The organism is Cupriavidus sp. FW216-B1 (assembly GCF_058789195.1).
In genome coordinates this window covers 250968-277474 of sequence record NZ_JBYTEL010000002.1, presented here as the reverse complement: position 1 = coordinate 277474, position 26507 = coordinate 250968, and the positions used below count along the sequence as shown (strand labels likewise).

Genomic DNA, 26507 nt, shown 5'->3' with positions numbered 1-26507 from the left:
CGGACGCGGACTTCGTGGCGCCGCCGGCCCTCTCCCCCTGCCCCTCTCCCGCGAGCGGGAGAGGGGAACTGCAGGAACTGCGGGAACTGCGGGAACTACATGCAACGGGCCGGCGCGCTCAGCCGCCGGCGGGCGGCTCGACCTTCACCGGGTCGATGCGCGGGTCCTTGAGCCTGGCCTCGAGCACGCGGCCCTTGCGGGCGCGCTTGCCGATGTACTGCATCAGGTTCTGCCCGGCCAGCTTCTGCGAGGCCGGCTTGCCGCCGCGCCCGGCGCCGGACAGCACCAGCCCCGGCGCGCCCACGGCGATGGCCTGCTGCAGCGTTTCCTTGGGCTCGAGCTCCATCAGGATCACGCCGCGGCCGCCGGCCGAGAGCGACTTGATCTCGTCGAGCGCCACCAGCAGCAAGCGGCCGTTGGCGGACAGGCAGGCCACGTGCGTGGCTTCCTCGCCGAGCGGCGCCGGCTCCAGCGGCGCGTCGCCCTCGTCCAGCGTGAGGTAGGCGCGGCCGCCCTTCTGGCGGCTGACCATGTCGCCGACCCTGGTCTGGAAGCCGTTGCCGCCGCGCGTGGCGAGCAGCATGCGCTGGTCGAGCCCGCCGGCGAAGCTGTGGGCGATCTGCGTGCCCGCCTGCAGCTCGATCAGCGTGGTCACGGGCACGCCGTCGCCGCGCCCGCCGGGCAGGCCGGCCACCGGCACGGTGTAGACGCGGCCGTTGGTGCCGAACACCAGCATCACGTCGACGGTGCGGCACTCGAAGGTGCCGTACAGCGCGTCGCCGGCCTTGAAGGTGAACTGCTGCGCGTCGTGGCCGTGGCCCTGGCGCGTGCGCACCCAGCCCTTCTGCGACATCACCACGGTGACGGGCTCGTCCACCACGCGCACCTCGGCGGCGGCGCGGCGCTCTTCCTGGATCAGCGTGCGGCGCGGGTCCTTGTCCTCGGGGCTGAACTGTTTGGCGTCGGTCTCGATCTCCTTGATGATGCGCCGGCGCATCATGGTCTCGGACTTGAGCAGCACGTCGAGGTCGGCCTGTTCCTCGCGCAGCTCCTGCAGCTCCTTCTCGATGCGCAGCGCTTCGAGCCGGGCCAGCTGGCGCAGGCGGATTTCCAGGATGTCCTCGGCCTGGCGGTCGGACAGGCCGAAGGCCTGCATCAGCGCCGGCTTGGGCTCGTCGCTCTCGCGGATGATGCGGATCACCTCGTCGATGTTGAGCAGCACCAGCATGCGGCCTTCGAGGATGTGGATGCGGTCCTCGACCTTGCCCAGGCGGTGGCGCGTGCGGCGCGTGACGGTGTCGAAGCGGAACGCGATCCACTCGCGCAGGATCTCCGGCAAGCCCTTCTGGCGCGGCCGGCCGTCGGTGCCGATCATCACCAGGTTGATCGACGCGCCCGACTCCAGGCTGGTGTGCGCGAGCAGCGTCTGGATGAATTCCTGCTGCTCGATGTTCTTGCTCTTGGGCTCGAACACCAGGCGCACCGGCGCGTCCTTGCCGGACTCGTCGCGCACCGCGTCGAGCACGGCCAGCATGCCCTGCTTGAGCTGCAGCTGCTCGGGCGTGAGCGACTTCTTGCCGGCGCGCACCTTGGGGTTGGTGATCTCCTCGATTTCCTCGAGCACCTTCTGCGCCGAGGTGCTCGGCGGCAGTTCGGTCACCACCAGTTGCCACTGGCCGCGCGCCATGTCCTCGATGATCCAGCGCGCGCGCACCTTGAGGCTGCCGCGCCCGCTTTCGTAGATCTGCGCGATGTCCGCCGCCGGCGAGATGATCTGGCCGCCGCCCGGATAGTCGGGCCCGGGCATCAGCGCCAGCAGCTCGGCCAGCGTGATGTTGGGGTTGCGGATCATCGCCACGGTGGCCGCGGCGACCTCGCGCAGGTTGTGCGGCGGCACCTCGGTGGCCATGCCCACGGCAATGCCCGAGGCGCCGTTGAGCAGCACCAGCGGCAGCCGCGCGGGCATCAGCCTGGGCTCCTCCATCGAGCCGTCGTAGTTGGGGATGAAATCCACCGTGCCCTGGTCGATCTCGTCGAGCAGCAGGCGCGCGATCGGCGTGAGGCGCGCCTCGGTGTAGCGCATGGCCGCGGCGCCGTCGCCGTCGCGCGAGCCGAAGTTGCCCTGGCCGTCGATCAGCGGGTAGCGCAGCGAGAAGTCCTGCGCCAGGCGCACCAGCGCGTCGTAGGCGGACTGGTCGCCGTGCGGATGGTACTTGCCGAGCACGTCGCCCACCACGCGCGCGGACTTGACCGGCTTGGCGTCGGCGCGCAGGCCCATCTCGTGCATGGCGAACAGGATGCGGCGCTGCACCGGCTTCTGGCCGTCGGCCACTTCCGGCAGCGCGCGCCCCTTGACCACGCTGATGGCGTAGTCGAGGTAGGCGCGCTCGGCGTAGTGCGCCAGCGTCAGCGAGTCGGCGCCGCCATCGGGCGCACCTGGGTCAAACAGAGAGTCTTGTTGTTCCATGGATTGGCAAGAAGACGGCGCGCCTGTCTGCTGCGTGGCGTGCCGGTTGCATGTTGTGCGCGATCGTTCGGGTTGTGCGTGCGGCGGTCAGGGCATGTTGCGGCGCCCGCCTATCACCATCTTCACGCGGCTCACGCCGCCGCCGGCCACGGCGGGCGGCATGCCGCCCGGCCGGTAGAAACGGTAGAACTGCAGCACCGTGCTGACATATTGCCGGGTCTCCGGAAACGGCGGGATCGCGTTGTTGTAGCGCTGCACCGCGCCCTCGCCCGCGTTGTACGCGGCCAGCACCAGTTCCAGGTTGCCGGGGAACAGCTCCATCAGCCAGCGCAGGTAGCGCACGCCGGCCGAGATGTTGATGCGCGGGTCGGCCAGCTTCTGCTCCACCGTGCGGCGCGCGTCGGCGGCCACGCCGAAGCGCGCGCCGGTGTCGGGGATCACCTGCATCAGCCCGATCGCGCCCTTGGGCGAGACCGCGCCGGGATTGAAGCCCGACTCCACCGCCATCACCGCCTTGACCAGCGCCGGGTCCACGTTCTGCGCCTGCGCCACCTGCCGGATGATGGGCTCGACCGTGGCGATGTTCGGGTGGTTGACGACGTAGCGGTAGAGCTTGTGCGTCTCCAGGTCGAGCGCGCCGGCCGCGCCGGCAATGTCGGCCGCGCCCGCGCGGCCCAGCGACGGGCTGCGCAGCTCGCCGCCGTTCTTCATGAACAGCGTGTAGCGCTCGTCGAGCTTCTCGTCGGAGAAATGCGCCACGCCGTCGTCGTCGATGTAGCCGTACAGCGCCGCGTTGGCCGCCGGGGCGCACGCCAGGCCGGCCAGCAGCAGGCCGGCGGCGAGCCATCGCCGCCATGCGCTGTGGTCAGGTCTGCTTGTCTTCGCCATCGGCTTTCCTCGCGTCTTGCTGGTCTCGAACGGGCCGCGTCAGATGTCGGCCACCACCTCGTTGCCGCGCTCCTCGAGCCAGGTGCGCCGCTGCGCCGCCTCGCCCTTGCCCATCAGCATGTTCATCACGCCCACGGTCTGCGGCAGGTCGAAGTTGCCCAGCGCCACCGGCAGCAGGCGGCGCGTGTCCGGGTTCATGGTGGTTTCCCACAGCTGCTCGGCGTTCATCTCGCCCAGGCCCTTGAAGCGGGAGATCTGCCAGGTGTTTTCCTTGACGCCGTCCTTGAGCAGCTTGTCCTGGATCGCCAGCAGCTCGCCGTCGTCGAGCGCGTAGAGCTTCTGCGCCGGCTTCTTGCCGCGCGCCGGCGCGTCCACGCGGTACAGCGGCGGACGCGCCACGCACACGTTGCCGTTGTCGATCAGCCTGGGGAAGTGGCGGAAGAACAGCGTCAGCAGCAGCACCTGGATGTGCGCGCCGTCCACGTCCGCGTCGGACAGGATGCAGATCTTGCCATAGCGCAGGTTGGACAGGTCGGGCTCGTCGCCGGGGCCGTGCGGGTCCACGCCGATCGCCACCGCGATGTCGTGCACCTCGTTGTTGGCGAACAGGCGGTCGCGCTCGGTCTCCCAGGTGTTGAGCACCTTGCCGCGCAGCGGCAGGATGGCCTGGAATTCCTTGTCGCGCCCCATCTTGGCCGAACCGCCGGCGGAATCGCCCTCGACCAGGAACAGCTCGTTGCGGGTGACGTCGGTGGATTCGCAGTCGGTCAGCTTGCCGGGCAGCACGGCCACGCCCGAGCCCTTCTTCTTCTCCACCTTCTGCGCGGCGCGCGTGCGCGCCTGCGCCTGGCGGATCACCAGTTCGGCCAGCTTCTTGCCGTACTCGACATGGTGGTTGAGCCACAGCTCCAGCGCGGGGCGGCTGAAGGTGGACACCAGGCGCACCGCGTCGCGGCTGTTCAGGCGCTCCTTGATCTGGCCCTGGAACTGCGGGTCCAGCACCTTGGCCGACAGCACGAACGAGGCGCGCGCGAACACGTCCTCGCTCATCAGCTTGACGCCCTTGGGCTGCAGCGCGTGCATCTCGATGAAGCTCTTGACGGCCTGGAACAGGCCTTCGCGCAGGCCGGACTCGTGCGTGCCGCCGGCCGGCGTGGGAATCAGGTTGACGTAGGACTCGCGCACCGGCGCGCCGTCCTCGGTCCAGGCCACCACCCACGAGGCGCCCTCGCCTTCGGCGAAGCCCTCTTCGGCCGGGTTGGCGTCGGGGTCGGCGAAATGCTCGCCCTCGAACATCGGCACCACCAGCTCGGCGCCGCTGCCCTGCGCCAGCGCTTCCACCAGGTAGCCCTTGAGGCCCTGGTCGTACTGCCAGGTCTGGCGCTCGCCGTTCTTCTCGTTGAGCAGCGTGACCTTCACGCCCGGCAGCAGCACGGCCTTACTGCGCAGCAGGCGCTGCAGCTCGGCCAGCGGAATGGTGGCGGAGTCGAAATACTTGGCGTCCGGCCACACCTGCACGCGCGTGCCGTTCTTCTTCTCGCCGCGCTCGAGCTTGCGCGTGGCCAGCGGCACGGTGACGTCGCCGCCGGAGAAGGTCAGCGTGGCATGGCTGCCGTCGCGCCAGACCGCCACGTCCAGGCGCGTGGACAGCGCGTTGGTGACCGACACGCCCACGCCGTGCAGGCCGCCCGAGAACGCATAGGCGCCGCCCTTGCCCTTGTCGAACTTGCCGCCCGCGTGCAGCCGCGTGAAGACGATCTCCACCACCGGCACCTTCTCTTCCGGATGGATGCCCACCGGGATGCCGCGGCCGTCGTCCTCCACGCTGACGCTGCCGTCGCGGTGCAGCGTCACCATGATTTCGGAGCCATGCCCGCCGAGGGCTTCGTCCGAGGCGTTGTCGATCACCTCCTGCACGATGTGCAGGGGGTTGTCGGTACGGGTGTACATGCCGGGCCGTTGCTTGACCGGCTCCAGGCCCTTGAGGACCCGGATGGAAGATTCGCTGTACTGACTGGTTTTGCTCGCCATGGAGTCGCTTGCTTAGTGGGATTCTCGGCCAGGCCCGGCGCGGCGGCGGTTGCCGCGCGCCAGCCAGGGTGGCCGGGCAGCCTGCATTGTAATGGAAGCGCGCGGCGCTCTCGCCGCCATTCGCATTGCCTGCGCGCCACCCGCCATCGTGACAGATAGAGCACATTAACGGCCGGCGCGGGCCCCGGCGCGAGGCGCGGATGCGGGTTAAACTTGCCCGCACCGCTTCGGTGCAGCCAGCGGCCCGGGACGAGGCCAGGCGCGCCGGCGGGACCAGACCAGAACAACACACCGCGCCAGGAGACGCACGCCAAGATGCAGCACACCACGCAGGACGCCGCGCGGCGGCAACCCCTTTCCCTCACTACCGTGCTGATCTGCGGCGGCCTGCTGGTCACGCTGTCGATGGGCATCCGGCACGGCTTCGGGCTGTTCAACCTGCCGATCACCCAGGCCCACGGCTGGGGCCGCGAGACCTTCGCCTTCGCGCTGGCGCTGCAGAACCTGATGTGGGGCCTGAGCCAGCCGTTCACCGGCGCGCTGGCCGACAAGTTCGGCGCGCTGCGCATCATGCTGGCCGGCGTGGCGCTCTACGTGGCCGGCCTGCTGGTGATGGCGCTGGCCGGCTCGGGCACCGCGTTCGCGTCGGGCGCCGGCGTGCTGATCGGCCTCGCCCAGTCGGGCACCACCTACAGCGTGGTGTACGGCGTGATCGGGCGCGTGGCCAGCGCCGAGAAGCGCGTCTGGGCGATGGGCATCGCCGCCGCCGCGGGCTCGTTCGGGCAGTTCCTGATGATCCCGGTCGAGCAGACGCTGATCTCCGCCGCCGGCTGGCAGAACGCGCTGTTCGTGCTGGCGGTGCTGGCCTGCCTGATGCTGCCGCTGGCCTTCAGCCTGCGCGAGCCGCGCGCCGCGGCGCATGCCGGCGGCTTCCAGCAGACCATCGGCCAGGCCGTGCGCGAGGCCTTCGGCAACCGCAACTTCCAGCTGCTGACGCTGGGCTACTTCGTGTGCGGCTTCCAGGTGGTGTTCATCGGCGTGCACCTGGCGCCCTACCTCAAGGACCGCGGCCTGGCCGACCCGAAGATCGCCACCGTGGCGCTGGCGCTGATCGGCCTGTTCAACGTGTTCGGCACCTACAGCGCGGGCGCGCTGGGCCAGCGCATGCCCAAGCGCTACCTGCTGTCGGCCATCTACATCGCGCGCTCGGTGGTGATCGCCGCCTACCTGCTGCTGCCGCTCACCACCGCCAGCACCTGGGTGTTCGCCGCGCTGATGGGCTTCCTGTGGCTGTCCACGGTGCCGCTGACCAACGGCATCATCGCCCAGGTGTTCGGCGTGCAGTATCTGTCGATGCTGTCCGGCGTGGTGTTCTTCTCGCACCAGATCGGCAGCTTCCTGGGCGCGTGGCTGGGCGGCTTCCTCTACGACCGCACCGGCAGCTACGACACGGTGTGGCTGATCGCCATCGGGCTGGGCGTGATGGCCGCGCTGGTCAACCTGCCGATCCGCGAGCACGCCATCGCGCGCCCGCGGGCGGCGGCGGCGTGATGGCACGCGCGGCCGTCCTGCGCGCAACCGGCTTCGCGGCGGCCGCCGCGGTGCTGGCGCTGGCCTTCCTGGCCTACCTGCGGCCGGGCTTCATGGTGGACCTGACCAATATGGTGCTGGCGTGGTGCGGCTGAGGGCCGCGCGCGGCGCCTACTGCGCCTCGCCCTTGGTCTTGGCTTCCAGCACTTCCCAGCGCTCCAGCGCCGTGAGCAGCTCCATCTCGATCTCGTCGTGGCGGGTGCCGAGCAGCGCCGCCTTCGCCGGATCGCTGGCGTAGAGCGAGCCGTCCGCGAGCTGCCCGGCCACGGTCTTCTGCTCGGCCTCGAGCGCGGCGATGCGCTCGGGCAGGCCGTCCAGCTCGCGCTGCTCCTTGTACGACAGCTTGACGCGCGCCGGGGCGCGCGCCTCGCGCGGCCTGGCCGCCTCGGCGGGCTTGCGCTCGCCGGACTGCGCTTCCTGCATGGCGGCGCTGCGCTTCGACTGCACCTGCCAGTCGGAATAGCCGCCCACGTACTCGCGCCAGCGGCCGTCGCCCTCGGCGGCGATGGTGGACGTCACCACGTTGTCGAGGAAGGCGCGGTCGTGCGACACCAGGAACACGGTGCCGCTGTAGTCCTGCAGCAGTTCCTCGAGCAGCTCCAGCGTGTCGATGTCGAGGTCGTTGGTGGGCTCGTCGAGCACCAGCACATTGGCCGGGCGCGCGAACAGGCGCGCCAGCAGCAGGCGGTTGCGCTCGCCGCCGGACAGCGACTTGACCGGCGAGCGCGCGCGCTCGGGCGCGAACAGGAAGTCGCCCAGGTAGCTCATCACGTGCTTGCGCTGGCCGTTGATCTCGACCCAGTCGCTGCCCGGGCTGATGGTGTCGGCCAGCGAGCGCTCCAGGTCGAGCTGGGCGCGCATCTGGTCGAAATAGGCCACCTGCATGTTGCTGCCGTTCTTGACGGTGCCGCTGTCCGGCGCCAGCTCGCCCAGGATCAGGCGCAGCAGCGTGGTCTTGCCGGCGCCGTTGGGGCCGATCAGGCCGACCTTGTCGCCGCGCATGATGGTGCCGGTGAAATCGCGCACCACCACCTTGTCGCCGAAGGCCTTGCTGACGTCGGTCAGTTCCGCCACGATCTTGCCGGAGCGCTCGCCCTGCGACACCTCCAGCTTGACGTTGCCCTGCACGTCGCGCCGCGAGGCGCGCTCGCTGCGCATCGTCACCAGGCGCTGGATGCGCGCCACGCTGCGCGTGCGGCGCGCCTCCACGCCCTTGCGGATCCACACTTCCTCCTGCGCCAGCAGCTTGTCGAACTTGGCCTGCTCGACCTGCTCGGCGGCCAGCTGCTCGGCCTTGCGCGTCTGGTAGGCGGCGAAGTTGCCGGGGAAGGACACCAGCCGGCCGCGGTCGAGCTCGACGATGCGGGTGGCCACGCGGTCGAGGAAGGCGCGGTCGTGGGTGATCAGCAGCACGCTGCCGCGGAACGCCAGCAGCAGGTCTTCGAGCCAGCGGATGGCTTCCACGTCGAGGTGGTTGGTGGGCTCGTCGAGCAGCAGGATGTCGGGCTCGGCCACCAGCGCCTGCGCCAGCGCCACGCGCTTCTGCATGCCGCCCGAGAGCGAATCGACGCGCACGTCGGCCTGCAGGCCGAGCTGCGCCAGCGTGGTTTCCACGCGCGTGCGCACCTGCCAGGCGCCGGCGGCGTCGACCTCCGACTGCAGGCGGTGCAGCTCGGCCAGCGCGGCTTCGTCGTGGTGGTCGTCGAGCGCGGCCAGCGCCGCCTCGTAGGCGGCCAGCAGGTCGTGGACCTGGCCCAGGCCTTGCGAAACCGCGTCGAAGACGGGCTGGCCCGGCGCGAACTGCGGCTCCTGCGGCACATAGGCCGAGGTCACGCCGCTCTGGCGCGCGATCAGGCCGTCGTCCGGCGCCGACAGGCCGGCCACGATCTTGAGCAGCGAGGACTTGCCCGAGCCGTTGCGGCCGATCAGGCCGACGCGCTCGCCGGCTTCGAGCGAGAAGTCGGCATGGTCGAGCAAGGCCACATGCCCGAAGGCGAGCTGGGCGTCGGAAATCGAAAACAGGGCCATGAGCAGCAATACGAAAAGAAAGACAGAGGGGGAGGCAGGCGTGCCGGCGCGGGCGCGCCGGGGTGACTGGCGGCGCTGCCGGGCGCGCGGGCGCGGGCGCCGGCCTGCCGGGTAGCCGGCATTGTAGACCAGCGCGGCGGCGCGCCCGGTGGCATGCGCCGGCGGGCGGCCCCGGGGATGCCCGCCGGCGCGCGCGCAAAAAACAAACGCGCGCGCAAAAAAGAAGGGCCCGCGCTGGCGCGGGCCCAAGAGTCTCTCCTCGGTGCCCTGCTCGCAAGGCACGAATGCAGGATAGCAAGGCCCCTCCCGGCACTCCAGTCGGACAAATCCGTAAGGGAAAGCCCCGCCAAGGGAAAGCCCGGGGCATGTGCGGCGTCCGCGCGCGGGGTCCGCGGGCAAGGTTCGCCGCGGGTGCGCCGCGGCGCCGGCAGCCGCTTCCGGACCCCGTTTTGGTGCGCTGTTGCTCGCCGCGCAACACTCCGCGCGGCGCGTATTGTCGATCCGCATGCGGCCATGAAACAATGGCCGCCGGTCACGCAAGCCGCGGCACGACGGCAGCAACAGACGGCAGCAACACAGAGAAGAACCGGCATAGAACCGGTGCGGGCGACCCAACGCCAACCAGTGCTTCTTCCAGCGAAAGCTGGTTCCAGTAGCTTTTTTGCACGGGGAATACCATGATCCATCCGCGTTCGCAGCAACCGCGCGACGCCCGGCCGGCGCGCGCGCCGGCCCGGGGCCGCATGCTGCCTCTCCTGCCCGTTCTTTTCCTGACGCTGTGCCTGGCCGGAGGCGCGCGCCCCGCGGCGGCCCAGTCCTCCGCCTCGCCGGTGCTGCAGCGCATCCAGCAGACCGGCGTGCTGCGCCTGGCGCACCGCGAGAGCTCGGTGCCGTTCTCGTTCGTGGCCGACGGCAAGCCCTACGGCTACGCCATCGACCTCTGCCTGCGCGTGGCCGACTCGCTGCGCACCGCGCTGAAGATGCCGGGCCTGAAGGTGGAATACGTGCCGGTCACGCCGGCCAACCGCATCGCCGCCATCGTCGACGGCAAGGCCGACCTCGAATGCGGCTCGACCACCAACACGCGCGAGCGGCGCGAGCAGGTGGCCTTCACCATCCCGCACTACATCGCCGGCATCCGCATGCTGGTCAGGACCGACTCCGGCATCCGCAAGCTCGCCGACCTGCGCGGCAAGACCCTGGTCTCCACCACCGGCACCACCTCGCTGGTGGTGATCCGTCAGATCAACGGCTCGGGCGCGATGCAGCTGAAGGTGGTGGAAGCCAAGGACCACGCCGAGGCCTTCGGCATGGTCGAGCAGGGCAAGGCCGACGCCTTCGTCATGGACGACGTGCTGCTCTACGGCCTGCGCGCCAACGCCAGGAACCCGGCCAGCTATACCGTCACCAACGAACTGCTGACGATCGAGCCCTACGCCATCATGCTGTCGCGCCACGACGCCGAGTTCAAGCGCCTGGTGGACAAGGCGATGGTCGACTCGATCTATTCGCAGGACACGCAGAAGCTCTACAAGAAATGGTTCCAGTCGCCGATCCCGCCGCAGGGGGTCAACCTGGACATACCGATGAGCTACCTGCTGCGCGACTCGTTCAAGTTCCCGAGCGACAAGGTGGCCGACTAGACGGCCTGCCGCGCCGCGTCGTGTAGCGTCACGTAGCGCCGGCGCCGCGCCGCGGACCCAAAAGGCGGGACTCGTGCGAAGATGGCGGCCCGGACGCTGGTTTCCCCGGCTGCTTCCGGCTGCTTCCGGCTGCTTCCGGCTGTTTCCAGGCCTTCCCGGTCCGCTTTCCTGTTGCTGCCGCGCCACGCGGAGGTTCACCGACCTCGGCGCGCGCCGGCGGCATTGCTGCCCATGCCAACTATCGCCCCGCTGAAGTTCTCCGATCTGTCCATCTCCGCCCTGGTCGCCGGCCTGATCGCCATGCTGACCGGCTACACCAGCTCGCTGGTGCTGATGATCCAGGCCGGCCAGGCCGCGCACCTGTCGGACGCGCAGGTCGCCTCGTGGATCTGGGCGCTGTCGGTCGGCATGGGCGTGACCACCATCGGGCTGTCGCTGCTCACGCGCGTGCCCGTCGTCATCGCGTGGTCAACGCCCGGCGCCGCGCTGCTGATCGCCAGCCTGCCCGGCGTGCCCTACCCCGAGGCCATCGGCGCCTTCCTGATGGCGGCGCTGCTGATGACCGCGGCGGGCCTGACCGGCTGGTTCGACAAGCTCATGCGCGCGCTGCCGGCCAGCATCGCCTCCGCGCTGCTGGCCGGCATCCTGTTCCGCATCAGCGTCGACGTCTTCGTGCAGGCCCAGCAGCAGACCGTGCTGCTGCTGGTGATGTTCGCGCTCTACCTGCTCGGCAAGCGCTGGTGGCCGCGCTACGCGGTGCCGGGCGTGCTGGCCGGCGGCGTGGCGCTGGCCGGCGCGCTGGGCCAGCTGCATTTCGAGTCCTTCCACTTCGCGCTGGCCACGCCGGTATGGACCACGCCCGCGTTCTCGCTGCCGGCCTTCGTCAGCATCGCGGTGCCGCTGTTCATCGTCGCGCTGGCCTCGCAGAACGTGCCGGGGCTGGCGGTGCTGCGCGCGGACGGCTATCACGTGGCGGCCTCGCCGCTGATCACCGTGACCGGCATCGCCTCCGCGCTGCTGGCGCCGTTCGGCTCGCACGGCATCAACCTCGCCGCGATCACCGCGGCGATCTGCACCGGCGCGCAGGCCGACCCCGACCGCAACCGCCGCTACACGGCGGCCGTGGTCTGCGGCATCGGCTACCTGGTGGCGGGGCTGCTGGCCGCCAGCATCGCGGCGCTGTTCGCCGCCTTTCCCAAGGCGCTGGTGGTGGCGGTGGCCGCCTTCGCCCTGCTCGGCTCCATCGCCAGCGGGCTGACCACGGCCATGCAGACCCCGGCCGAACGCGACGCCGCCCTGCTGACCTTCATGATCACCGCCTCCGGCATGACCCTGGCCGGGGTGGGCTCGGCCTTCTGGGGCGTGGTGGGCGGCATGCTGGCGCTGGTGGTGCTGCGCCCGCGCGCGGCGCCCGCGGGCGGCTGAGTCGTTACAACAGCAGGAAACCGATGTCGGCGGCGCCGATGCCCGACAGCGGCGCGCCCTTGCGGCGCTGGAAGAGAATGTGCTGCAGCACGCGGTCGCGGTGCTCGGCGAAGACGGTGGGATCGAAACGCAGCGCGGTCAGCGCGTAGTGCTCGGCCAGCAGCTTGTAGACCCGGTGGCGCACCATCAGCATCTCGCTCTCGGCGCGCAGCCGGCTGACCTCGCCGGCGTTGTCCTCCTCCAGCTGCCGCATGCCCACCACCACGCGCGCATGCATGCCGCGGTAGCGGTCCAGCTCGGCATGCGCCTTGCGCAGCTCCTCGCGCAGCGCGCGGACCTCCTGCTGCAGGCGCAGGTTGTGCTGCACGCCGCGCTGGATGCGGGACGCTTCCTCCAGCGCGACATCCGCCGCCGCGATCGTGTTCTGCCAGACCGCCGGCCCCGCCGCCACGCCATCCCCTTGCGGCCAGACGGTCTGCAACTCCTCGTCGCCTTTCATGGCGCTCCCCCTAGAGACTTCCCAACAACTCGCCCGCCGCCGGCTTTGTCATGCTGCCGGCTGGTTCGGGCACTACCGCGACCTGCAAGCCCTCTGAGGGGGTTTATCAGCGATTGAAGGCCGCAAGCCATCGTCAAACAACCACCCAAAAGAGGGGTATCAAAAACCCGGCACGCGTACCTGCCCTCGCCCTGCCGCCGGCCGGCGCGCACCGCGCGTGTGGGAAAATACGCACCCGGCGTGCAGCCAATGCAGGAAACCCGACCGATGAACAGCTACGCCCTCCTGGCCCTCGCCATCGTGGCCGAAGTCATTGCCACCAGCAGCCTCAAGGCCTCCGAGAACTTCACCCGCCTGTGGCCCAGCCTGCTGGTGGTGGCCGGCTACGTCGCCGCCTTCGTCCTGCTGATGCAGGTCATGAAGACCGTGCCGGTCGGCATCGCCTACGCCATCTGGTGCGGCGCCGGCATCGTGCTGGTCACGCTGATCGCCAGCGTGCTGTACCGGCAGATCCCCGACCTCGCCGCATGGCTCGGCATCGGCCTGATCGTGGCGGGGGTGGCGGTGATCCAGTTGTTTTCGAAGACGGGGGCGCATTGAGGCGCGGCCCGCCGCCTCGCGGGCTTACAGGTTGGCGATTTCCAGCACTTCCTGGCCCATCAGCGTGCAGCCGGCCGGCGCGTAGATGAAGTGCATGCGGTAAGTGCCCTTGTAGATATAGCCATACACTTCCAGCACATCGTATTTGTCCTTGCCCGCGGGGTTCTTCAGCGGCGCGAGCACCTTGACCTTGGGGTCGATCTCGATGCGGTCGTCGGGGCCGGCATGGAAGGCCAGCAGCTTGCCGGCCTGCTTCAGCGCGGCGGGCGCGCAGGCATGCTGGGGCGCCGCCGCGGCGGCGCTGGCGCACAGCGCCATGAGAGCGAGACTGAGGAGGGTGTTTCTCATCGGGCGGACCTGGTGTGTGTTTGTTTGTCGCGCCGGGCAGGCGTCGCCTCTGCGTCGCCTCTTCCCGGCCTCTGTAAACAGGCGAAAAACGGGAAGCCGGCAAGCGGCATGGCGGAGAAAACACCTCTGGTGGACCGCGTAGAACCAGCGTTGCGCTGGTCCCGCCGACAGGAATCGAACCTGTATCTAGCGCTTAGGAGGCGCTCGTTCTATCCATTGAACTACGGCGAGCGGATAGACCCCGCGGAAGCAAGCGCGGCGCCTGGACGGCGCCGCTCCGGGAGCAGGCCCGGAGTATATCAAAAACCGCACGGCGCAAGACGGGCGCGGCGTGGCGAAATGCGCGCCCGGAAACGAAAAAGCCCGCCAGTCTGCTGGCGGGCCGGTTGCGGACGGTCCGGACCTTCCTGGTCACATCGGCGTTATCCCGGCAAACAGTCGTGCACGCAGGATTCCCATGATTCCGCCCATGACGCGGACGTCCCTCCGGACCACCCGGAGAGGCGAAGGAATACTGGCAGTGACGCCGACTGCCGCGATACCAGCGGCGAGCAGCGCTTAAAGCAAGCGCCGCGGAAGGTCAGCGGTATGCTCGAGTCCGCTACCTTGCCGGGCTTCGGTGTGCCCGACGGATTCAGTATAGGCAGGCGACCGGCGGATGCAACTTCCCGGCGTGCGCGGCCGCACTCCGGCGGGAAGTGCCACGCGGCGCACCCGGCGCGCGCCGTCCACAGGGACGATTCCTATCGCAGCGCAACAAACTACTTTTCTTTCTGCTATAATCCGCGCCGTGAGTTCGCACTGTGAGTTGTGCAACCAGCCCGCCGCACCATCCGGCAGGCGATACGCCCCCCTCTCAAGCTCTGCTCCCCGGTCCGCCGGCTGGCCTGTTCCGAATGGCCAAGTGGTGATACCCGACAGAACGCATTTCTCACCGACGTAGCCTCGTCTCCGATCCTGTTGAACAGCTTATCTGAAGCTGTTTGCCTGCCAGGGATTGCGCGCCCGGCCTTGTGCCGATGCCGCCCTGCCTGCCGCCGTACTGTCAGCTGTGTCTGTCGTAACGGCCTCACCGATTGGCGCCGAAGCCTTTTTTAAGACTTTGCACTGCGCCCGCCCCTGTCCGCTCGTTCGGCATGGGGTGCCATGCATATATGTAAAACCACGACATGACCCAGCACGACATTCGTGCGGAGCACGATTTTGCCTCCGCCGCCGACGCATCGACCGAAACCGCAGCCGTCGCCGCCATCGCCACGCCCGCCGTCCAGGAACAAAGCCCGCTCGACAAGATCGACGCCATGCTCAATCCGGCAGCCGCGCCCGCCGCAGCCGCTGCGCCCGCGATCGCCGCCGACAACGGTTTCGCCAAGCTCGGCCTGGATGAAGCCATCCTGCGCGCCCTGGCCGAACTGAACTACACCGTCCCGACCCCGGTCCAGTCGCAGGCGATTCCCGCCTTCCTGGCCGGCCGCGACCTGCTGGTTTCCAGCCAGACTGGCTCGGGCAAGACCGGCGCCTTCATGCTGCCGGCGATCCAGCGCATCAGCGTCAAGCCCAGCCCGAACCGCCCGCGCGCCGACGAGCCCATCAAGCGCATGAAGGGCAAGCGTCCGCGCCCGTCGCCGGCGCAGCCCGCGCTGCTGGTGCTCACGCCCACGCGCGAACTGGCGCTGCAAGTGACCGAGGCCGCCGCCAAGTACGGCCGCCACCTGCGCCGCATCGTCTGCGCCAGCATCCTGGGCGGCATGCCCTACCCGAAGCAGCTCGCCGCGCTGTCGAAGATGCCGGACATCCTGGTGGCCACGCCGGGCCGCCTGCTCGACCACATCGAAGCCGGCCGCATCGACCTGTCCGCGCTGGACATGCTGGTGTTCGACGAAGCCGACCGCATGCTCGACATGGGCTTTGCCGATGACATCGACGCCATCGTCGCCGCCACCCCGGCCAGCCGCCAGACGCTGATGTTCTCGGCCACGCTGGACGGCCGCATCGCCCAGCTCGCCTCGCGCCAGCTGCGCGACCCGCAGCGCATCGAGATCGCCGCCGTGCGCGCCGACCAGAGCAATATCGAACAGCGCCTGCACTTCACCGACGACATGTCGCACAAGGAAAAGCTGCTCGACCACCTGCTGCGCGACGTCAGCCTCAAGCAGGCGATCGTCTTCACCGCCACCAAGCGCGACGCCGATTCGCTGGCCGAGCGCCTGTCGGACACCGGCTTCGCGGCCGGCGCGCTGCACGGCGACATGACCCAGGGCGCGCGCAACCGCACGCTCACCTCGCTGCGCCGCGGCAACCTGCGCATCCTGGTGGCCACCGACGTGGCCGCGCGCGGCATCGACGTGCCGGACATCACCCACGTGGTCAACTTCGACCTGCCCAAGCAGGCCGAGGACTACGTGCACCGCATCGGCCGCACCGGCCGCGCGGGCCGCTCGGGCGTCGCCATCAACCTGGTGAACCACGGCGACATGTTCCAGTGGAAGCGCATCGAGCGCTTCACCAACAACCGCATCGACGCCTCGGTGATCGAAGGCCTGGAGCCGCGCCGCTCGCCCAAGCCGCGCACCGGTTTCGGCGGCAAGCCGGGCGGTGACCGCGGCGGCTACCGCGGCAACAGCAACGGCGGCGGCTACCGTGGCGGCGACAACCGCACCTTCGGCGACCGCAAGTTCGGCGGCGGCGAAAGCCGCGGCTACGGCAACCGCGACGGCGCACCGCGTCCGGCCGGCGACCGCCCGTTCGGCGACCGCGACGGCAACCGCGGCTTCGGCGACCGCGGCGGCTTCGGCTACCGTGGCCAGAGCAACGGCAACACCGGCGGCAATGGTGGCAACGGCGGCGGCAATGGCGGCCAGCGCAGCTTCGGCAACAACGAAGGCGGCTACCGCGGCGGCGACAACCGTGGCTTCGGCAACCGTGACGGCGCGGCCCCGCGCAGCTTCGGCGGCGGCGCCCCGGCCGGCAACGGCGGCGGCTACCGCGGCGGCGAAAGCCGCGGCTTCGGCAACCGCGAGGGCGCGGCGCGCAGCTTCGGCGACGGCAACCGCGATGGCAACCGCGGCGGCTTCGGCGGCCAGCGCAGCGGCAACGGCGGCCGTTCGCGTTTTGAGCGTTGATTCCGAGCGCTGATTTAGCGCGCTGATCGCAGGAGGGGCCGCTTGCACGCGGCCCCCTTCCCGCAAAAGAAAACGGCACCCGCGGGTGCCGTTTTCTTTTGCGCGCCGCGCCGGAGGATCTAGATCGGGCAGCTACGGAAACCGACGAAGGCGAGATCGTCCTCGGGCAGCAGCGCCAGCCGCGCGCGCGCGTGATGCTGCCGCGCCGGGCTGGCGAACGAGGCGCCGCGCACCGCCTGGTGCGTGGCGAAACTGGCGGCGAAATCCGCGTCGCCAGGGCCCGCCTCGAACCCGGCGTAAGGCTCGTAGGGCGTGGCCGTCCACTCGCGCACCATGCCCCAGCGCAGCCCGCCGCGGTTCTGCGCGGCGGCCAGTTCCCACTCCGACTCCTGCGGCAGGCGCCGGCCGGCCCAGGCGCACCACGCCTGCGCCTCGAACAGGCTGACGTGGCGCACCGCCTCGTCCGGGTTGAGCGTGCGCAGGCTGCCGAAGCGCAGCGCCATCCAGGTCCGCGATTCCGGGTGGCGCGCCCAGTAGCGCGGCGCCGAGCGCTCCTGCGCCATCAGCCAGCGGCGGCCCGCCGGCGTCCACCACTGGGCGCGCTCGTAGCCGGCATCCTCGACGAACTCGAGAAACTGCGCGTTGCTGACCGGCGCGGCGTCCATCTCGAAGGCGGGCACGTAGGTGGACTGCGGCGGCAGTTCGTCGGGCAGCGCGAAGCCGTCCGGCTCGGCCCAGCCCTGCACGAAGCGCCCGCCGGGAAACTGCAGCGTGCCGCCGTGCGGCACCGACAGCGAAGGCAGCGCCACCGCGGGTTCCACCGGCGCCACGCCGAGCGCCTGCAGCAAGGCGGCGATGGCCTCGCCCTGGCGGTCTTCGTGGAACAGCGCGCGGCGCCAGGCGTAGAGCGTGGCGTCGCTGTCGTCGGGCAGCACCGCGAGGCGGCGCAGCGCGGCATCGAGCACGTCGGCGGCATAGCGCTTGACCACCGCCACGTCGGGCAGCGCGGCTTCCCAGCGCGCCTCGGGGCCGATGCGCTCGGGATCGAACCACGCATCGGCACCGTCCAGCAGCGAGGGCGCGCCGGCCACCTGCAGCGGCAGCCCGCCGTGCTCGCGCACGCGCACGTCGCGCAGGCACCACCATTCGGCATGCCAGGCGACATGGCCCAGGGTCCACAACGGCGGATCGGCGAACGCCTCGCGCGGCACCTCCCAGCCCCGGCGGGTCTGGCCGAAGGCGGCGAGCCACGCCAGCGTGCGGCTGCGCGCATCCACCAGCGCCTGCGCCAGGCCTTCGCGCGGCAGCCGGCGGGCGTCGGCCCAGGCCGTCTTGCCGCCGTTGAAATGCAGATCGGGAAGCATGGAAAAGCCGCTCATCGCAAACCCTGCCGGTGTGTGGGATCAGCCACGGTTGCACGGCCTCCGCGCAGGCAGCGCGCGCCTGCCCGGCGCGCCGCTCCGCTGCCGGAGGGGGACGCGGGCATTATGACACCCGCGCGCCCGGTACCCGGCGCGGCTCAGGCGCGCGCGTGGAACACCGCGAACCAGCCGCGCGGGTCGGTCCACCAGACCGGATCGTGGAAGCCGGCGTCCCGCAGCAGCTCGGCGAAACCATGCGGGTGGTACTTGTAGGAATCCTCGGTGTGGATCGCCTCGCCCGCGCGGAACGCGCGGCTGCCTTCGGCCCAGCGCACCGTGACGTCGCGCTCGGCGCGCAGGTGCATCTGGATGCGCGAGCCCGCGCGGTCGAAGCTGGCGGCATGGCGCCAGTCCTCGAGCGCGAAGTCGCTGCCGACGATGCGGTTCAGGTTGCGCAGCACGTTGCGGTTGAATGCGGCGGTCACGCCCAGCGCGTCGTCGTAGGCGGCCACCAGCGCGGGCTCGTCCTTGAGCAGGTCCACGCCGATCAGCACGCCGTCGCCGCGGCCCGCGGCCGCGTGCAGCCGCTGCAGCAGGGCCTGCGCCTGGGCGGGCGCGAAGTTGCCGATGCTGGAGCCGGGGTAGAAGAACAGCCGGCGCCCGTGCCTGACCTCGGGCGGCAGGTCCAGCGGCGCGCACAGGTCGGCGCCCAGGCCCAGCATGGGAATCTGCGGATGCTGCTGCTGCAGGCAGAACAGGGTGCCGCGCAGGAACTCCACCGAGATGTCGAGCGCGACGTACTGCGAAGGCTGCAGACTGCCGAACAGCCGCGCCGCCTTCTGGCAGTTGCCGGCGCCGAGGTCGATCAGCACGCTGCCGCTGCCGGCGCGCGCCGCCATCGCCGGCGCGAAGGCGGCAAAGACCGCGGCTTCGGTGCGGGTCGGGTAATACTCGGGCAGGTCGGTGATGGCCTCGAACAGGCGCGAGCCGAGCACGTCGTAGAAGAACTTGGGGCTGATGCTGGCGGCCTCGGCCAGCAGGCCGCGCGTGATCTCGCCGCGCAGCGCGCCGTTGTCTTCGTGGTACTGCTGGATGAAGTCCAGGCGCGGCACCGGATTGGACAGGGCGATGCCGTGGGCGGCGGCCTGGCTGCCGTTGGGTCTCAAGGATGCGTTGGGGGTGCGCTTGGCCTGGGGGTGATCGTGTCGTGGATGCAGCGGGGTCGGGACAGCCGGCATGACGTTTCCTTATTGGTCTGTGGGCGATGCGTAAAACCCCCGGCCCGCACGTCACGGCATGCGCGGGACCGGCATGGAACGCGCCTCCGGTGACGTCTGGGGCGCATCGGCCGATGCCGGTCTTCTAGGATAGGACGCAAACCGCGGCCGGCGGCGTAAAAATGCCCGGGCCGCGGGCCGCCGCGCCCGCATGTGCGCCGGCGCGCATATTTATTTACCGCACGGCCATCCGGGCTTCGTTTATAATCCGCGTCAGCGTATCGCCAAGGGGGCAGCCCCACGGCGGCACGTCCCTCAAAGGGGAGTAGCTCCGGGGCCCAGCCCTTAGCACAATCGTCATTCCGAGACCTGTCCCCGACAGCCTCCGGTTGTGCTGACCGCCAACGCAAATCGATGCACAATGGCGGTCGAGCAAGACCTTTGCAACCTGGTTTCATGGTTTGCAAAGGCGCCCCCAAAGCTCCCGAACTTCATGTCTCCAGGCGAACCCTGCGCAAGCGCAATCTTTGCTTACGGCTATTCGTTTTTCGAGGAGAGTTCATGGAATGGTTCACCGATCTGTTCACGATGCAGTTCCTGACGGCGCTGCTGTCCATCGTCGTCATTGACCTGGTGCTCGCGGGCGACAACGCCATCGTGATCGCGCTGGCGGCGCGCAACCTGCCGTCCCACCTGCAGAAGAAGGCCATCATCTGGGGGACCGTCGGCGCGGTGGTGGTGCGCTCGGCGATGACCATCGGCGTGGTCTGGCTGCTCAAGATTCCCGGCCTGCTGCTGATCGGCGGCCTGGCCCTGGTGTGGATCGCCTACCGGCTACTGTCCGACGACGGCGACGGCGACGAACACGGCGCCGGCGCCACCACGCTGGTGGGCGCCATGAAGACCATCATCATCGCCGACGCGGTGATGGGCGTGGACAACGTGCTGGCCGTGGCCGGCGCCGCGCACGGCAGCTTCCTGCTGGTGGTACTGGGCCTGCTGATCAGCATCCCGATCGTGGTGTGGGGCTCGAGCCTGGTGCTCAAGCTGATGAGCCGCTTCCCCGCGATCATCTACGCGGGCGCCGGCGTGCTGGCCTTCACCGCGGTCAAGATGATCGTCAGCGAACCGCTGGTCAAGGCCTTCTTCGACGCCAACGCGGTGGTCTACTACGGCCTGTTCGTGCTGATCATCGGCGGCGTGCTGGGCGCGGGCTACCTCAAGCAGAAGCGCCGCGCGCCCGAGACGGCGCACCAGTGACGGCGCGCGCGCGCCACCCCGGGTGACACCGGGCGGCGCCGGACGACACAGACGGGGAACGGGCCGCCACGAGGCGGCCCGTTCTTTTGCTTTGCGATAAAATGCCAACCCTCCGGCTGCCGCGCGCGCCCCGCCGCGCGGATGGCCGTTCCACGCGGAATGCCGCTGCCGCATCACTTTCCCCAACACCCGCGCCGATGAAACAGTACCTCGACTTCATGCGCCATGTGCAAGAGCATGGCACCGAAAAGGCCGACCGCACCGGCACCGGCACGCGCTCCGTGTTCGGCTACCAGATGCGCTTCGACCTGCGCGAAGGCTTTCCGGTGGTGACCACCAAGAAGCTGCACATCAAGTCGATCGTCCACGAGCTGCTGTGGTTCCTGCAGGGCTCGACCAACATCAAGTACCTGAAGGACAACGGCGTCAGCATCTGGGACGAGTGGGCCGACGAGAACGGCGAGCTGGGCCCGGTCTACGGCTCGCAGTGGCGCGCGTGGCCCACGCCGGACGGCCGCCACGTCGACCAGATCAGCGACCTGATCGCGCAGATCCGCAGCAACCCCGATTCGCGCCGGCTGATCGTGTCGGCCTGGAACGTGGGCGAGATCCCGCAGATGAGGCTGCCGCCGTGCCACGCGTTCTTCCAGTTCTACGTGGCCGAGGGCCGCCTGTCGTGCCAGCTCTACCAGCGCAGCGCCGACATCTTCCTCGGCGTGCCGTTCAACATCGCCAGCTACGCGCTGCTGACGCACATGATCGCGCAGCAGACCGGGCTGGACGTGGGCGACTTCGTCTGGACCGGCGGCGACTGCCATATCTACAGCAACCACGCCGAGCAGGTGCGCACCCAGCTCGCGCGCGAACCGATGGCGCTGCCGCGGCTGAAGATCCTGCGCAAGCCCGACAGCATCTTCGGCTACAAGTACGAGGACTTCGCGCTGGACGGCTACGAGTCGCACCCGGCCATCAAGGCGCCGGTGGCCGTATGACGCTGCTGACGCTGATCGTGGCCAAGGCCCGCAACAACGTGATCGGCCGCGACAACGCGCTGCCGTGGCGCCTGCCCGAGGATCTCGCGCACTTCAAGCGCGCCACGATGGGCGCGCCCATCATCATGGGCCGCAAGACGTGGGAGTCGATCGGCAGGCCGCTGCCGGGCCGCCGCAACATCGTGGTGAGCCGCAACCGCGACCTGCGCATCGACGGCTGCGACGTGGCGGGCTCGCTCGAAGAAGCCCAGCGGCTGTGCGCGGGCGCGGCGCAGGTGTTCCTGATCGGCGGCGCGCAGTTGTACGCCGAGGCGCTGCCCAGCGCCGACCGGCTGGTGGTGACGGAGATCGACGCGGACGTCGAGGGCGACGCGCACTTCCCGCCGATCGACCCGCGCCGGTGGCTGGCCACCAGCCGCGAGACGCACCGCTCCGAGGCCAACGGCTTCGACTACGCGTTCGTGACCTACGAGCGCCCGCCGTCCGGCGAGGAATAGGAAACCAACAGGAAACCGGCAGCCGGAAACGAAAAAACCGCGCGGCGGCCCTGGCAACAGGCCGCCGCGCGGTCGTTTGAAGCACCCCGGCTCAGTTGCCGGCGATGGTCATCTGCTCGATCAGGATCGAGCCGGTTTCCTTGGTGCCGCGCACCAGCGCGTCGGCGCCGACGGCGACGATCTGCCTGAACATCTCGGCCATGCTGCCGGCGATCGTGATCTCCTCCACCGGGAACTGGATCACGCCGTTTTCCACCCAGTAGCCCGAGGCGCCGCGCGAGTAGTCGCCGGTGACGTAGTTCACGCCCTGCCCCATCAGCTCCGTGACCAGCAGGCCGGTGCCGAGCTTGCGCAGCATGCCGGCGAAATCGTCCGCGGGCGTGGTCAGCTTGCTCGACAGCGTCAGGTTGTGCGAGCCGCCGGCGTTGCCAGTGGTCTTCATGCCCAGCTTGCGCGCCGAATAGGTGGACAGGAAATAGCCCTCCACCACGCCGCCGCGCACCACGTCGCGCGCGTGGGTGCGCACGCCTTCCTCGTCGAACGGCGCGCTGCCCATCGCGCCGGGCAGGTGCGGCTGCTCGTGGATGTGGATGTGCGGGGCGAACACGGCCTTGCCGAGCGTGTCGTGGAGGAAGGTGGACTTGCGGTACAGCGCGCCGCCCGACACCGCCTGCACGAAGGCGCCGAGCAGGCCGGCGGCCAGCGGCGCCTCGAACAGCACCGGGCAGCGCCGCGTGGAGAGCTTGCGCGAGTTCAGGCGGGCCAGCGCGCGCTCGGCGGCGTAGCGGCCGATGTCCTCGGGCGCGGCCAGCGCGCCGGGCGCGCGCTTGGACGAGTACCAGTCGTCGCGCTGCATGCCGCTGCCGGTGCCGGCGATGGGCGCGCACGAGATGAAGTGGCGCGAGTACGGGTAGCCGCCCATGAAGCCGCGCGAGGTGGCCAGCACGAACTGCGAATGCTGCGCCGACACGCTGGCGCCGTCGCTGTTGCGGATGCGCGGCGAGACCGCGAACGCGGCCGCCTCGGCCCGGCACGCCAGTTCGATGGCCTGCGCGGCGTCGATGTCCCACGGGTGGAACAGGTCGAGGTCGCGCGGGTTGCGCTCGAGCAGCTCTTCCTCGGCCAGCCCGGCGCAATCGTCCTCGGCCGTGAAGCGGGCGATGTTGTAGGCGGCCTCGGCGGTGGCGCGCAGCGCCGCCGGCGAGAAATCCGAGGTGCTGGCATTGCCGCGCCGCTTGCCGATCATCACCGTGACGCCGACCACCTTGTCGCGGTTCTGCTCGATGGTCTCGACCGCGCCCTTGCGCACGGTGACCGACAATCCGCTGCCTTCCGAGATCTCGGTGGCCGCGTCGGTGGCCCCCAGCTCGCGTGCCACCCGCAGCACATCGGCGGCCATCGCGCTGAGCTGGGCCTGGGTATAGGTGAAATGGGCGGTCTGGTCTGCGGATTGATCCATTGTGGGCGCGGTCATCAAAAGTCCAAACAAGAATCATAGCAAGATAAAATGCTCCCCATGACGCGAAACTCCCGCACCTCCCCCCGGAATGCCTCCGGCTTCCCCGGCCAGTTCGCCCCCGAACCGGACGAAGACGACCTGCCCAAGAGCAAGTCGCAGAAAAAACGCGACATGCTCGCCCTGCAGGACCTCGGCGTGGAGCTCGAAGCGCTGCCCCGCGACCGCCTGGCGCGCGTGCCCATGCCCGAAGCGCTGGCCGACGCCATCCGCGACGCGCGCCGCATCACCAACCACGAAGGCAAGCGCCGCCAGATGCAGTTCGTCGGCAAGGTCATGCGCAAGCTCGACGACGCCGAGGTGGAAGCCATCCAGCGCGTGCTGGAGGCCTTCAAGGGCGCCAGCAAGGCCGAGACGGCCCGGCTGCACCTGGTCGAGCGCTGGCGCGAGCTGCTGCTGGCCGACGACGCCGCGCTGACGAAATTCCTCGCCGAGCACCCCGCCACCGACGTGCAGGCGCTGCGCAACATCATCCGCAATGCCCGCAAGGAACGCGAGATGAACAAGCCGCCGCGCTATTTCCGCGAGCTGTTCCAGGCCGTCAAGAATGTGCTGGACGGCACCCGCGCCGCCGCCGGCGAGGACGAGGCGGCCGACGCCGGCGCCCACGGCGCCGCCGACGCCAACGACGACTGATGCCGCAACCGACCACCCCGGAGCCGACATGACCCAGCCCGCGACCACCCATCCCATTGCCCGCAAGCATCCGGACGAGCTGCTGGTCGGCCTGGTCTCGATCTCCGACCGCGCCTCGGCCGGCACCTACCAGGACGAAGGCATCCCGGCGCTGCGCGACTGGTTCGGGCGCGCCCTGACCTCGCCCTGGCAGACCGTCGAGCGGCTGATCCCGGACGAGCAGCCGCTGATCTCGCGCACGCTCATCGAACTGGTCGACGTGGCCGGCTGCGACCTGGTGCTGACCACCGGCGGCACCGGCCCGTCGCGCCGCGACGTCACGCCGGAGGCCACGCTGGCGGTGGGCACCAAGGAAATGCCGGGCTTCGGCGAGCAGATGCGCCAGATCAGCCTGCATTTCGTGCCGACCGCGATCCTCTCGCGCCAGGTGGCGGTGATCCGCGAGACCGCCAGCCGCGCCGCGCTGATCGTCAACCTGCCGGGCCAGCCGCGCGCCATCCGCGAGACGCTCGAAGGCCTGCGCGGCGAGGACGGCAAGACCATCGTGCAGGGCATCTTTGCCGCGATCCCCTATTGCGTGGACCTGATCGGCGGGCCGTACATCGAGACCGATGCGGCGGTGGCGCCGTCATGGCGCCCCAAGAACGCCGTGCGCGCCAAACCCGCGGCCTGATACACGCGGCCCGATGCGCGCGGCCTGAAGCGACGCCGCACTGGCCTCAGCGCAGGCCGAGGTAAAGCCCCAGCGGCACGAACACCACCGCGCCGATATTGCCGAGCAGCACGATCGAGGCCACCTGGTCGGGCTCCTGGCGGAAATGGTCCGCCACCAGGAAATTGAGCACCGCCGGCGGCAGCGAGGCGAACACGAACAGCAGCCCGCGCTGCAGTTGGCTCAGCGGCACCACCTGCACCAGCAGCAGCGCGCAGGCGATGCCCGTGAGCGGGCACACCGCGGCGCCGATCGCGCCCATGCTCCAGTTGCGCAGGCTCACGTCCTTCATGCGCACGCCCAGCGCGAACAGCATCAGCGGCACGGTGGCGTCGCCCAGCAGCTTGACCGACTCCAGCACCGGCTCTGGCAGCGCGAACCACGGCCGCGCCAGCGACAGCCCCACGCCGGCCACGGTGGCCAGCACCATCGGGTTGCGCGCGATCTGCGCGATCCGCGCGTGGCGGTTGACGATCTTCATGCCGATGGTGAAGTGCATCAGGTTGGACGCCGCGAACAGCGCCACCGCCGGCGCCAGCCCCACCGGCCCGAACGCGAACACCGACAGCGGCAGGCCCATGTTGCCGGAGTTGTTGAACATCATCGGCGGCACGAAGGTGCGCGGGTCCACCCGCATCGCGCGCGCGGCCAGCCACGCCAGCAGGCCAGAGCCCAGCACCACCGCCACCGCGCAGCCGAGCAGCGCGAGCTGGTCGGCCAGCACGAAGTCCTTGCTGACGAAGGCCGACACCACCAGCAGCGGCGCGATCACGTCGAGCGTGGCGCGGTTGATGCCCGCCATGTCGGGATGCGCGCGGCGCCCGTACAGCCAGCCCACCAGGATGATCAGGATGACGGGGGTGATGATCGAGACGATGCGCGCGAACATGGCTGGGCGATGAGTGGGCTGCGGGGGACCGCGGTAATGGAACGAGGCGCCCCGCGGGGCGCCTCGTGCGTGGCATGGAGCCGGCGTGTCAGGCGTGCCCGCGCGTCAGGCCGCGGGCGCCGCCGGGGCGGCGGGGGCTGCCGGCGCGTCGGCGGCAGCAGCGTCGGCGGCGGCCGGATGGCGGATGAAGTGCGTGCGGTAGTAGCGCAGCTCCTCCACCGACTCCAGGATATCGGCCAGCGCCGTGTGCAGCTGGCGCTTGACGAAGCCCTTGTGGATGGCCGGCTCCCAGCGCTTGCACAATTCCTTGAGCGTCGACACGTCGAGGTTGCGATAGTGGAAGAACGCCTCCAGCTTGGGCATGTAGCGCGCCATGAAGCGGCGGTCCTGGCAGATCGAGTTGCCGCACATGGGCGACTTGCCGGCCGGCACCCAGCGCTTGACGAAGGCCAGCAGCTCGGCCTCGGCCTGCGCTTCGGTCAGGGTCGAGGCCTTGACCTTGTCGATCAGGCCGGAGCGGCCGTGGGTGCCCTTGTTCCAGTTGTCCATGCCGTCGAGCACGGCGTCTTCCTGGTGGATCACCAGCACCGGGCCTTCGGCCAGGATGTTGAGCTCCGAGTCGGTCACGACGAGCGCGACCTCGATGATGCGGTCCTGGTCCGGCAGCAGGCCGGTCATCTCCATGTCGAGCCAGATCAGGTTGTTTTCGCTCTTGACGGATTTGGCGCCGGCGCCGGCGTGGGTGTTTTGGCTGGTCATCTGGACTGCTATCGAAGGAGGGGCGGG

The 26507-nt window shown here is 69.9% G+C and carries 22 protein-coding genes and 1 tRNA gene; 11 read left to right on the top strand and 12 right to left on the bottom strand.

Annotated elements, in window-relative coordinates; translation table 11 throughout:
- Positions 1–118 precede the first annotated feature (118 nt).
- The 3 genes from parC to AC3WXD_RS08225 form a co-directional block, all read right to left on the bottom strand.
- A complete protein-coding gene (gene parC / locus AC3WXD_RS08235; protein ID WP_492323500.1) occupies positions 119–2467 on the bottom strand; it encodes a DNA topoisomerase IV subunit A in 2349 nt (782 codons plus the stop codon).
- A gap of 87 nt (positions 2468–2554) precedes the next feature.
- A complete protein-coding gene (locus AC3WXD_RS08230) occupies positions 2555–3355 on the bottom strand; it encodes a lytic transglycosylase domain-containing protein (protein ID WP_020200821.1) in 801 nt (266 codons plus the stop codon).
- Positions 3356–3394: 39 nt separating this feature from the next.
- Positions 3395–5386 (bottom strand): DNA topoisomerase IV subunit B, encoded by a 1992-nt coding sequence (locus AC3WXD_RS08225; protein ID WP_020200822.1) that lies wholly within the window; start codon positions 5384–5386, stop codon positions 3395–3397.
- Positions 5387–5701: 315 nt separating this feature from the next.
- Here AC3WXD_RS08225 and AC3WXD_RS08220 point away from each other — a divergent pair, with 315 nt between their 5' ends.
- Both AC3WXD_RS08220 and AC3WXD_RS08215 read left to right on the top strand, forming a co-directional pair.
- Positions 5702–6937: an MFS transporter gene (locus tag AC3WXD_RS08220; RefSeq protein WP_020200823.1), complete on the top strand. Its 1236-nt coding sequence runs from the start codon at positions 5702–5704 to the stop codon at positions 6935–6937.
- Positions 6937–7071 (top strand): hypothetical protein, encoded by a 135-nt coding sequence (locus tag AC3WXD_RS08215; RefSeq protein WP_020200824.1) that lies wholly within the window; start codon positions 6937–6939, stop codon positions 7069–7071. The genes AC3WXD_RS08220 and AC3WXD_RS08215 overlap by 1 nt, the downstream gene beginning before the upstream one ends.
- 16 nt (positions 7072–7087) lie before the next feature.
- Here AC3WXD_RS08215 and AC3WXD_RS08210 read toward each other — a convergent pair whose 3' ends face one another.
- Complete coding sequence (locus tag AC3WXD_RS08210; RefSeq protein ID WP_029043151.1) at positions 7088–9004, bottom strand: ATP-binding cassette domain-containing protein; 1917 nt, start codon at positions 9002–9004, stop codon at positions 7088–7090.
- A gap of 743 nt (positions 9005–9747) precedes the next feature.
- Between AC3WXD_RS08210 and AC3WXD_RS08205 the strand changes: the two genes are divergently transcribed.
- A complete protein-coding gene (locus AC3WXD_RS08205; RefSeq protein ID WP_059411382.1) occupies positions 9748–10647 on the top strand; it encodes an amino acid ABC transporter substrate-binding protein in 900 nt (299 codons plus the stop codon).
- 231 nt (positions 10648–10878) lie between these two features.
- A complete protein-coding gene (locus AC3WXD_RS08200) occupies positions 10879–12072 on the top strand; it encodes a benzoate/H(+) symporter BenE family transporter (RefSeq protein ID WP_020423636.1) in 1194 nt (397 codons plus the stop codon).
- A 4-nt stretch (positions 12073–12076) separates the two neighbouring features.
- On the opposite strand, the gene AC3WXD_RS08195 is transcribed toward AC3WXD_RS08200, so the two are convergent.
- On the bottom strand, positions 12077–12571 hold the full coding sequence (locus AC3WXD_RS08195; RefSeq protein WP_454731932.1) for a hypothetical protein: 495 nt from the start codon (positions 12569–12571) through the stop codon (positions 12077–12079).
- A 267-nt stretch (positions 12572–12838) separates the two neighbouring features.
- On the opposite strand from AC3WXD_RS08195, the gene AC3WXD_RS08190 reads away from it, so the two are divergent.
- Positions 12839–13171, top strand: coding sequence for a DMT family transporter (locus AC3WXD_RS08190; RefSeq protein ID WP_454731933.1), 333 nt, complete (start codon positions 12839–12841; stop codon positions 13169–13171).
- Between the two features lie 24 nt (positions 13172–13195).
- Here AC3WXD_RS08190 and AC3WXD_RS08185 read toward each other — a convergent pair whose 3' ends face one another.
- Both AC3WXD_RS08185 and AC3WXD_RS08180 read right to left on the bottom strand, forming a co-directional pair.
- Positions 13196–13519, bottom strand: coding sequence for a hypothetical protein (locus AC3WXD_RS08185; RefSeq protein WP_492323499.1), 324 nt, complete (start codon positions 13517–13519; stop codon positions 13196–13198).
- A gap of 156 nt (positions 13520–13675) precedes the next feature.
- Positions 13676–13750 (bottom strand) — tRNA-Arg (locus AC3WXD_RS08180).
- A 938-nt stretch (positions 13751–14688) separates the two neighbouring features.
- On the opposite strand from AC3WXD_RS08180, the gene AC3WXD_RS08175 reads away from it, so the two are divergent.
- Positions 14689–16641, top strand: coding sequence for a DEAD/DEAH box helicase (locus tag AC3WXD_RS08175; RefSeq protein WP_059411319.1), 1953 nt, complete (start codon positions 14689–14691; stop codon positions 16639–16641).
- Positions 16642–16760: 119 nt separating this feature from the next.
- Here the strand turns inward: AC3WXD_RS08175 and AC3WXD_RS08170 are convergent, their stop codons facing one another.
- On the bottom strand, positions 16761–18020 hold the full coding sequence (locus AC3WXD_RS08170; protein ID WP_492323498.1) for an SUMF1/EgtB/PvdO family nonheme iron enzyme: 1260 nt from the start codon (positions 18018–18020) through the stop codon (positions 16761–16763).
- Positions 18021–18160: 140 nt separating this feature from the next.
- Positions 18161–19240 carry an L-histidine N(alpha)-methyltransferase gene (gene egtD / locus AC3WXD_RS08165; RefSeq protein WP_492323497.1) on the bottom strand — a complete coding sequence of 360 codons (1080 nt, stop codon included), beginning with the start codon at positions 19238–19240 and terminating at the stop codon, positions 18161–18163.
- A 540-nt stretch (positions 19241–19780) separates the two neighbouring features.
- On the opposite strand from egtD, the gene AC3WXD_RS08160 reads away from it, so the two are divergent.
- The 3 genes from AC3WXD_RS08160 to AC3WXD_RS08150 all read left to right on the top strand — a co-directional run bounded on the left by AC3WXD_RS08160 (position 19781) and on the right by AC3WXD_RS08150 (position 21968).
- Complete coding sequence (locus tag AC3WXD_RS08160) at positions 19781–20479, top strand: TerC family protein (RefSeq protein WP_020200835.1); 699 nt, start codon at positions 19781–19783, stop codon at positions 20477–20479.
- 197 nt (positions 20480–20676) lie between these two features.
- Positions 20677–21471 (top strand): thymidylate synthase, encoded by a 795-nt coding sequence (locus AC3WXD_RS08155; protein ID WP_492323496.1) that lies wholly within the window; start codon positions 20677–20679, stop codon positions 21469–21471.
- A complete protein-coding gene (locus AC3WXD_RS08150) occupies positions 21468–21968 on the top strand; it encodes a dihydrofolate reductase (protein WP_492323495.1) in 501 nt (166 codons plus the stop codon). Before AC3WXD_RS08155 ends, AC3WXD_RS08150 begins: the two co-directional genes overlap by 4 nt.
- 91 nt (positions 21969–22059) lie before the next feature.
- On the opposite strand, the gene pmbA is transcribed toward AC3WXD_RS08150, so the two are convergent.
- Positions 22060–23427 (bottom strand): metalloprotease PmbA, encoded by a 1368-nt coding sequence (pmbA, locus tag AC3WXD_RS08145; RefSeq protein WP_020200838.1) that lies wholly within the window; start codon positions 23425–23427, stop codon positions 22060–22062.
- A gap of 57 nt (positions 23428–23484) precedes the next feature.
- Here pmbA and yjgA point away from each other — a divergent pair, with 57 nt between their 5' ends.
- Positions 23485–24120 carry a ribosome biogenesis factor YjgA gene (gene yjgA, locus AC3WXD_RS08140; protein ID WP_492323494.1) on the top strand — a complete coding sequence of 212 codons (636 nt, stop codon included), beginning with the start codon at positions 23485–23487 and terminating at the stop codon, positions 24118–24120.
- Positions 24121–24148: 28 nt separating this feature from the next.
- Positions 24149–24793, top strand: coding sequence for a molybdopterin adenylyltransferase (mog, locus tag AC3WXD_RS08135; RefSeq protein WP_020200840.1), 645 nt, complete (start codon positions 24149–24151; stop codon positions 24791–24793).
- Between the two features lie 46 nt (positions 24794–24839).
- On the opposite strand, the gene AC3WXD_RS08130 is transcribed toward mog, so the two are convergent.
- Both AC3WXD_RS08130 and orn read right to left on the bottom strand, forming a co-directional pair.
- A complete protein-coding gene (locus tag AC3WXD_RS08130) occupies positions 24840–25721 on the bottom strand; it encodes an AEC family transporter (protein WP_492323493.1) in 882 nt (293 codons plus the stop codon).
- 105 nt (positions 25722–25826) lie between these two features.
- Complete coding sequence (gene orn, locus AC3WXD_RS08125; RefSeq protein WP_020200842.1) at positions 25827–26480, bottom strand: oligoribonuclease; 654 nt, start codon at positions 26478–26480, stop codon at positions 25827–25829.
- Between the last annotated feature and the right edge of the window lie 27 nt (positions 26481–26507).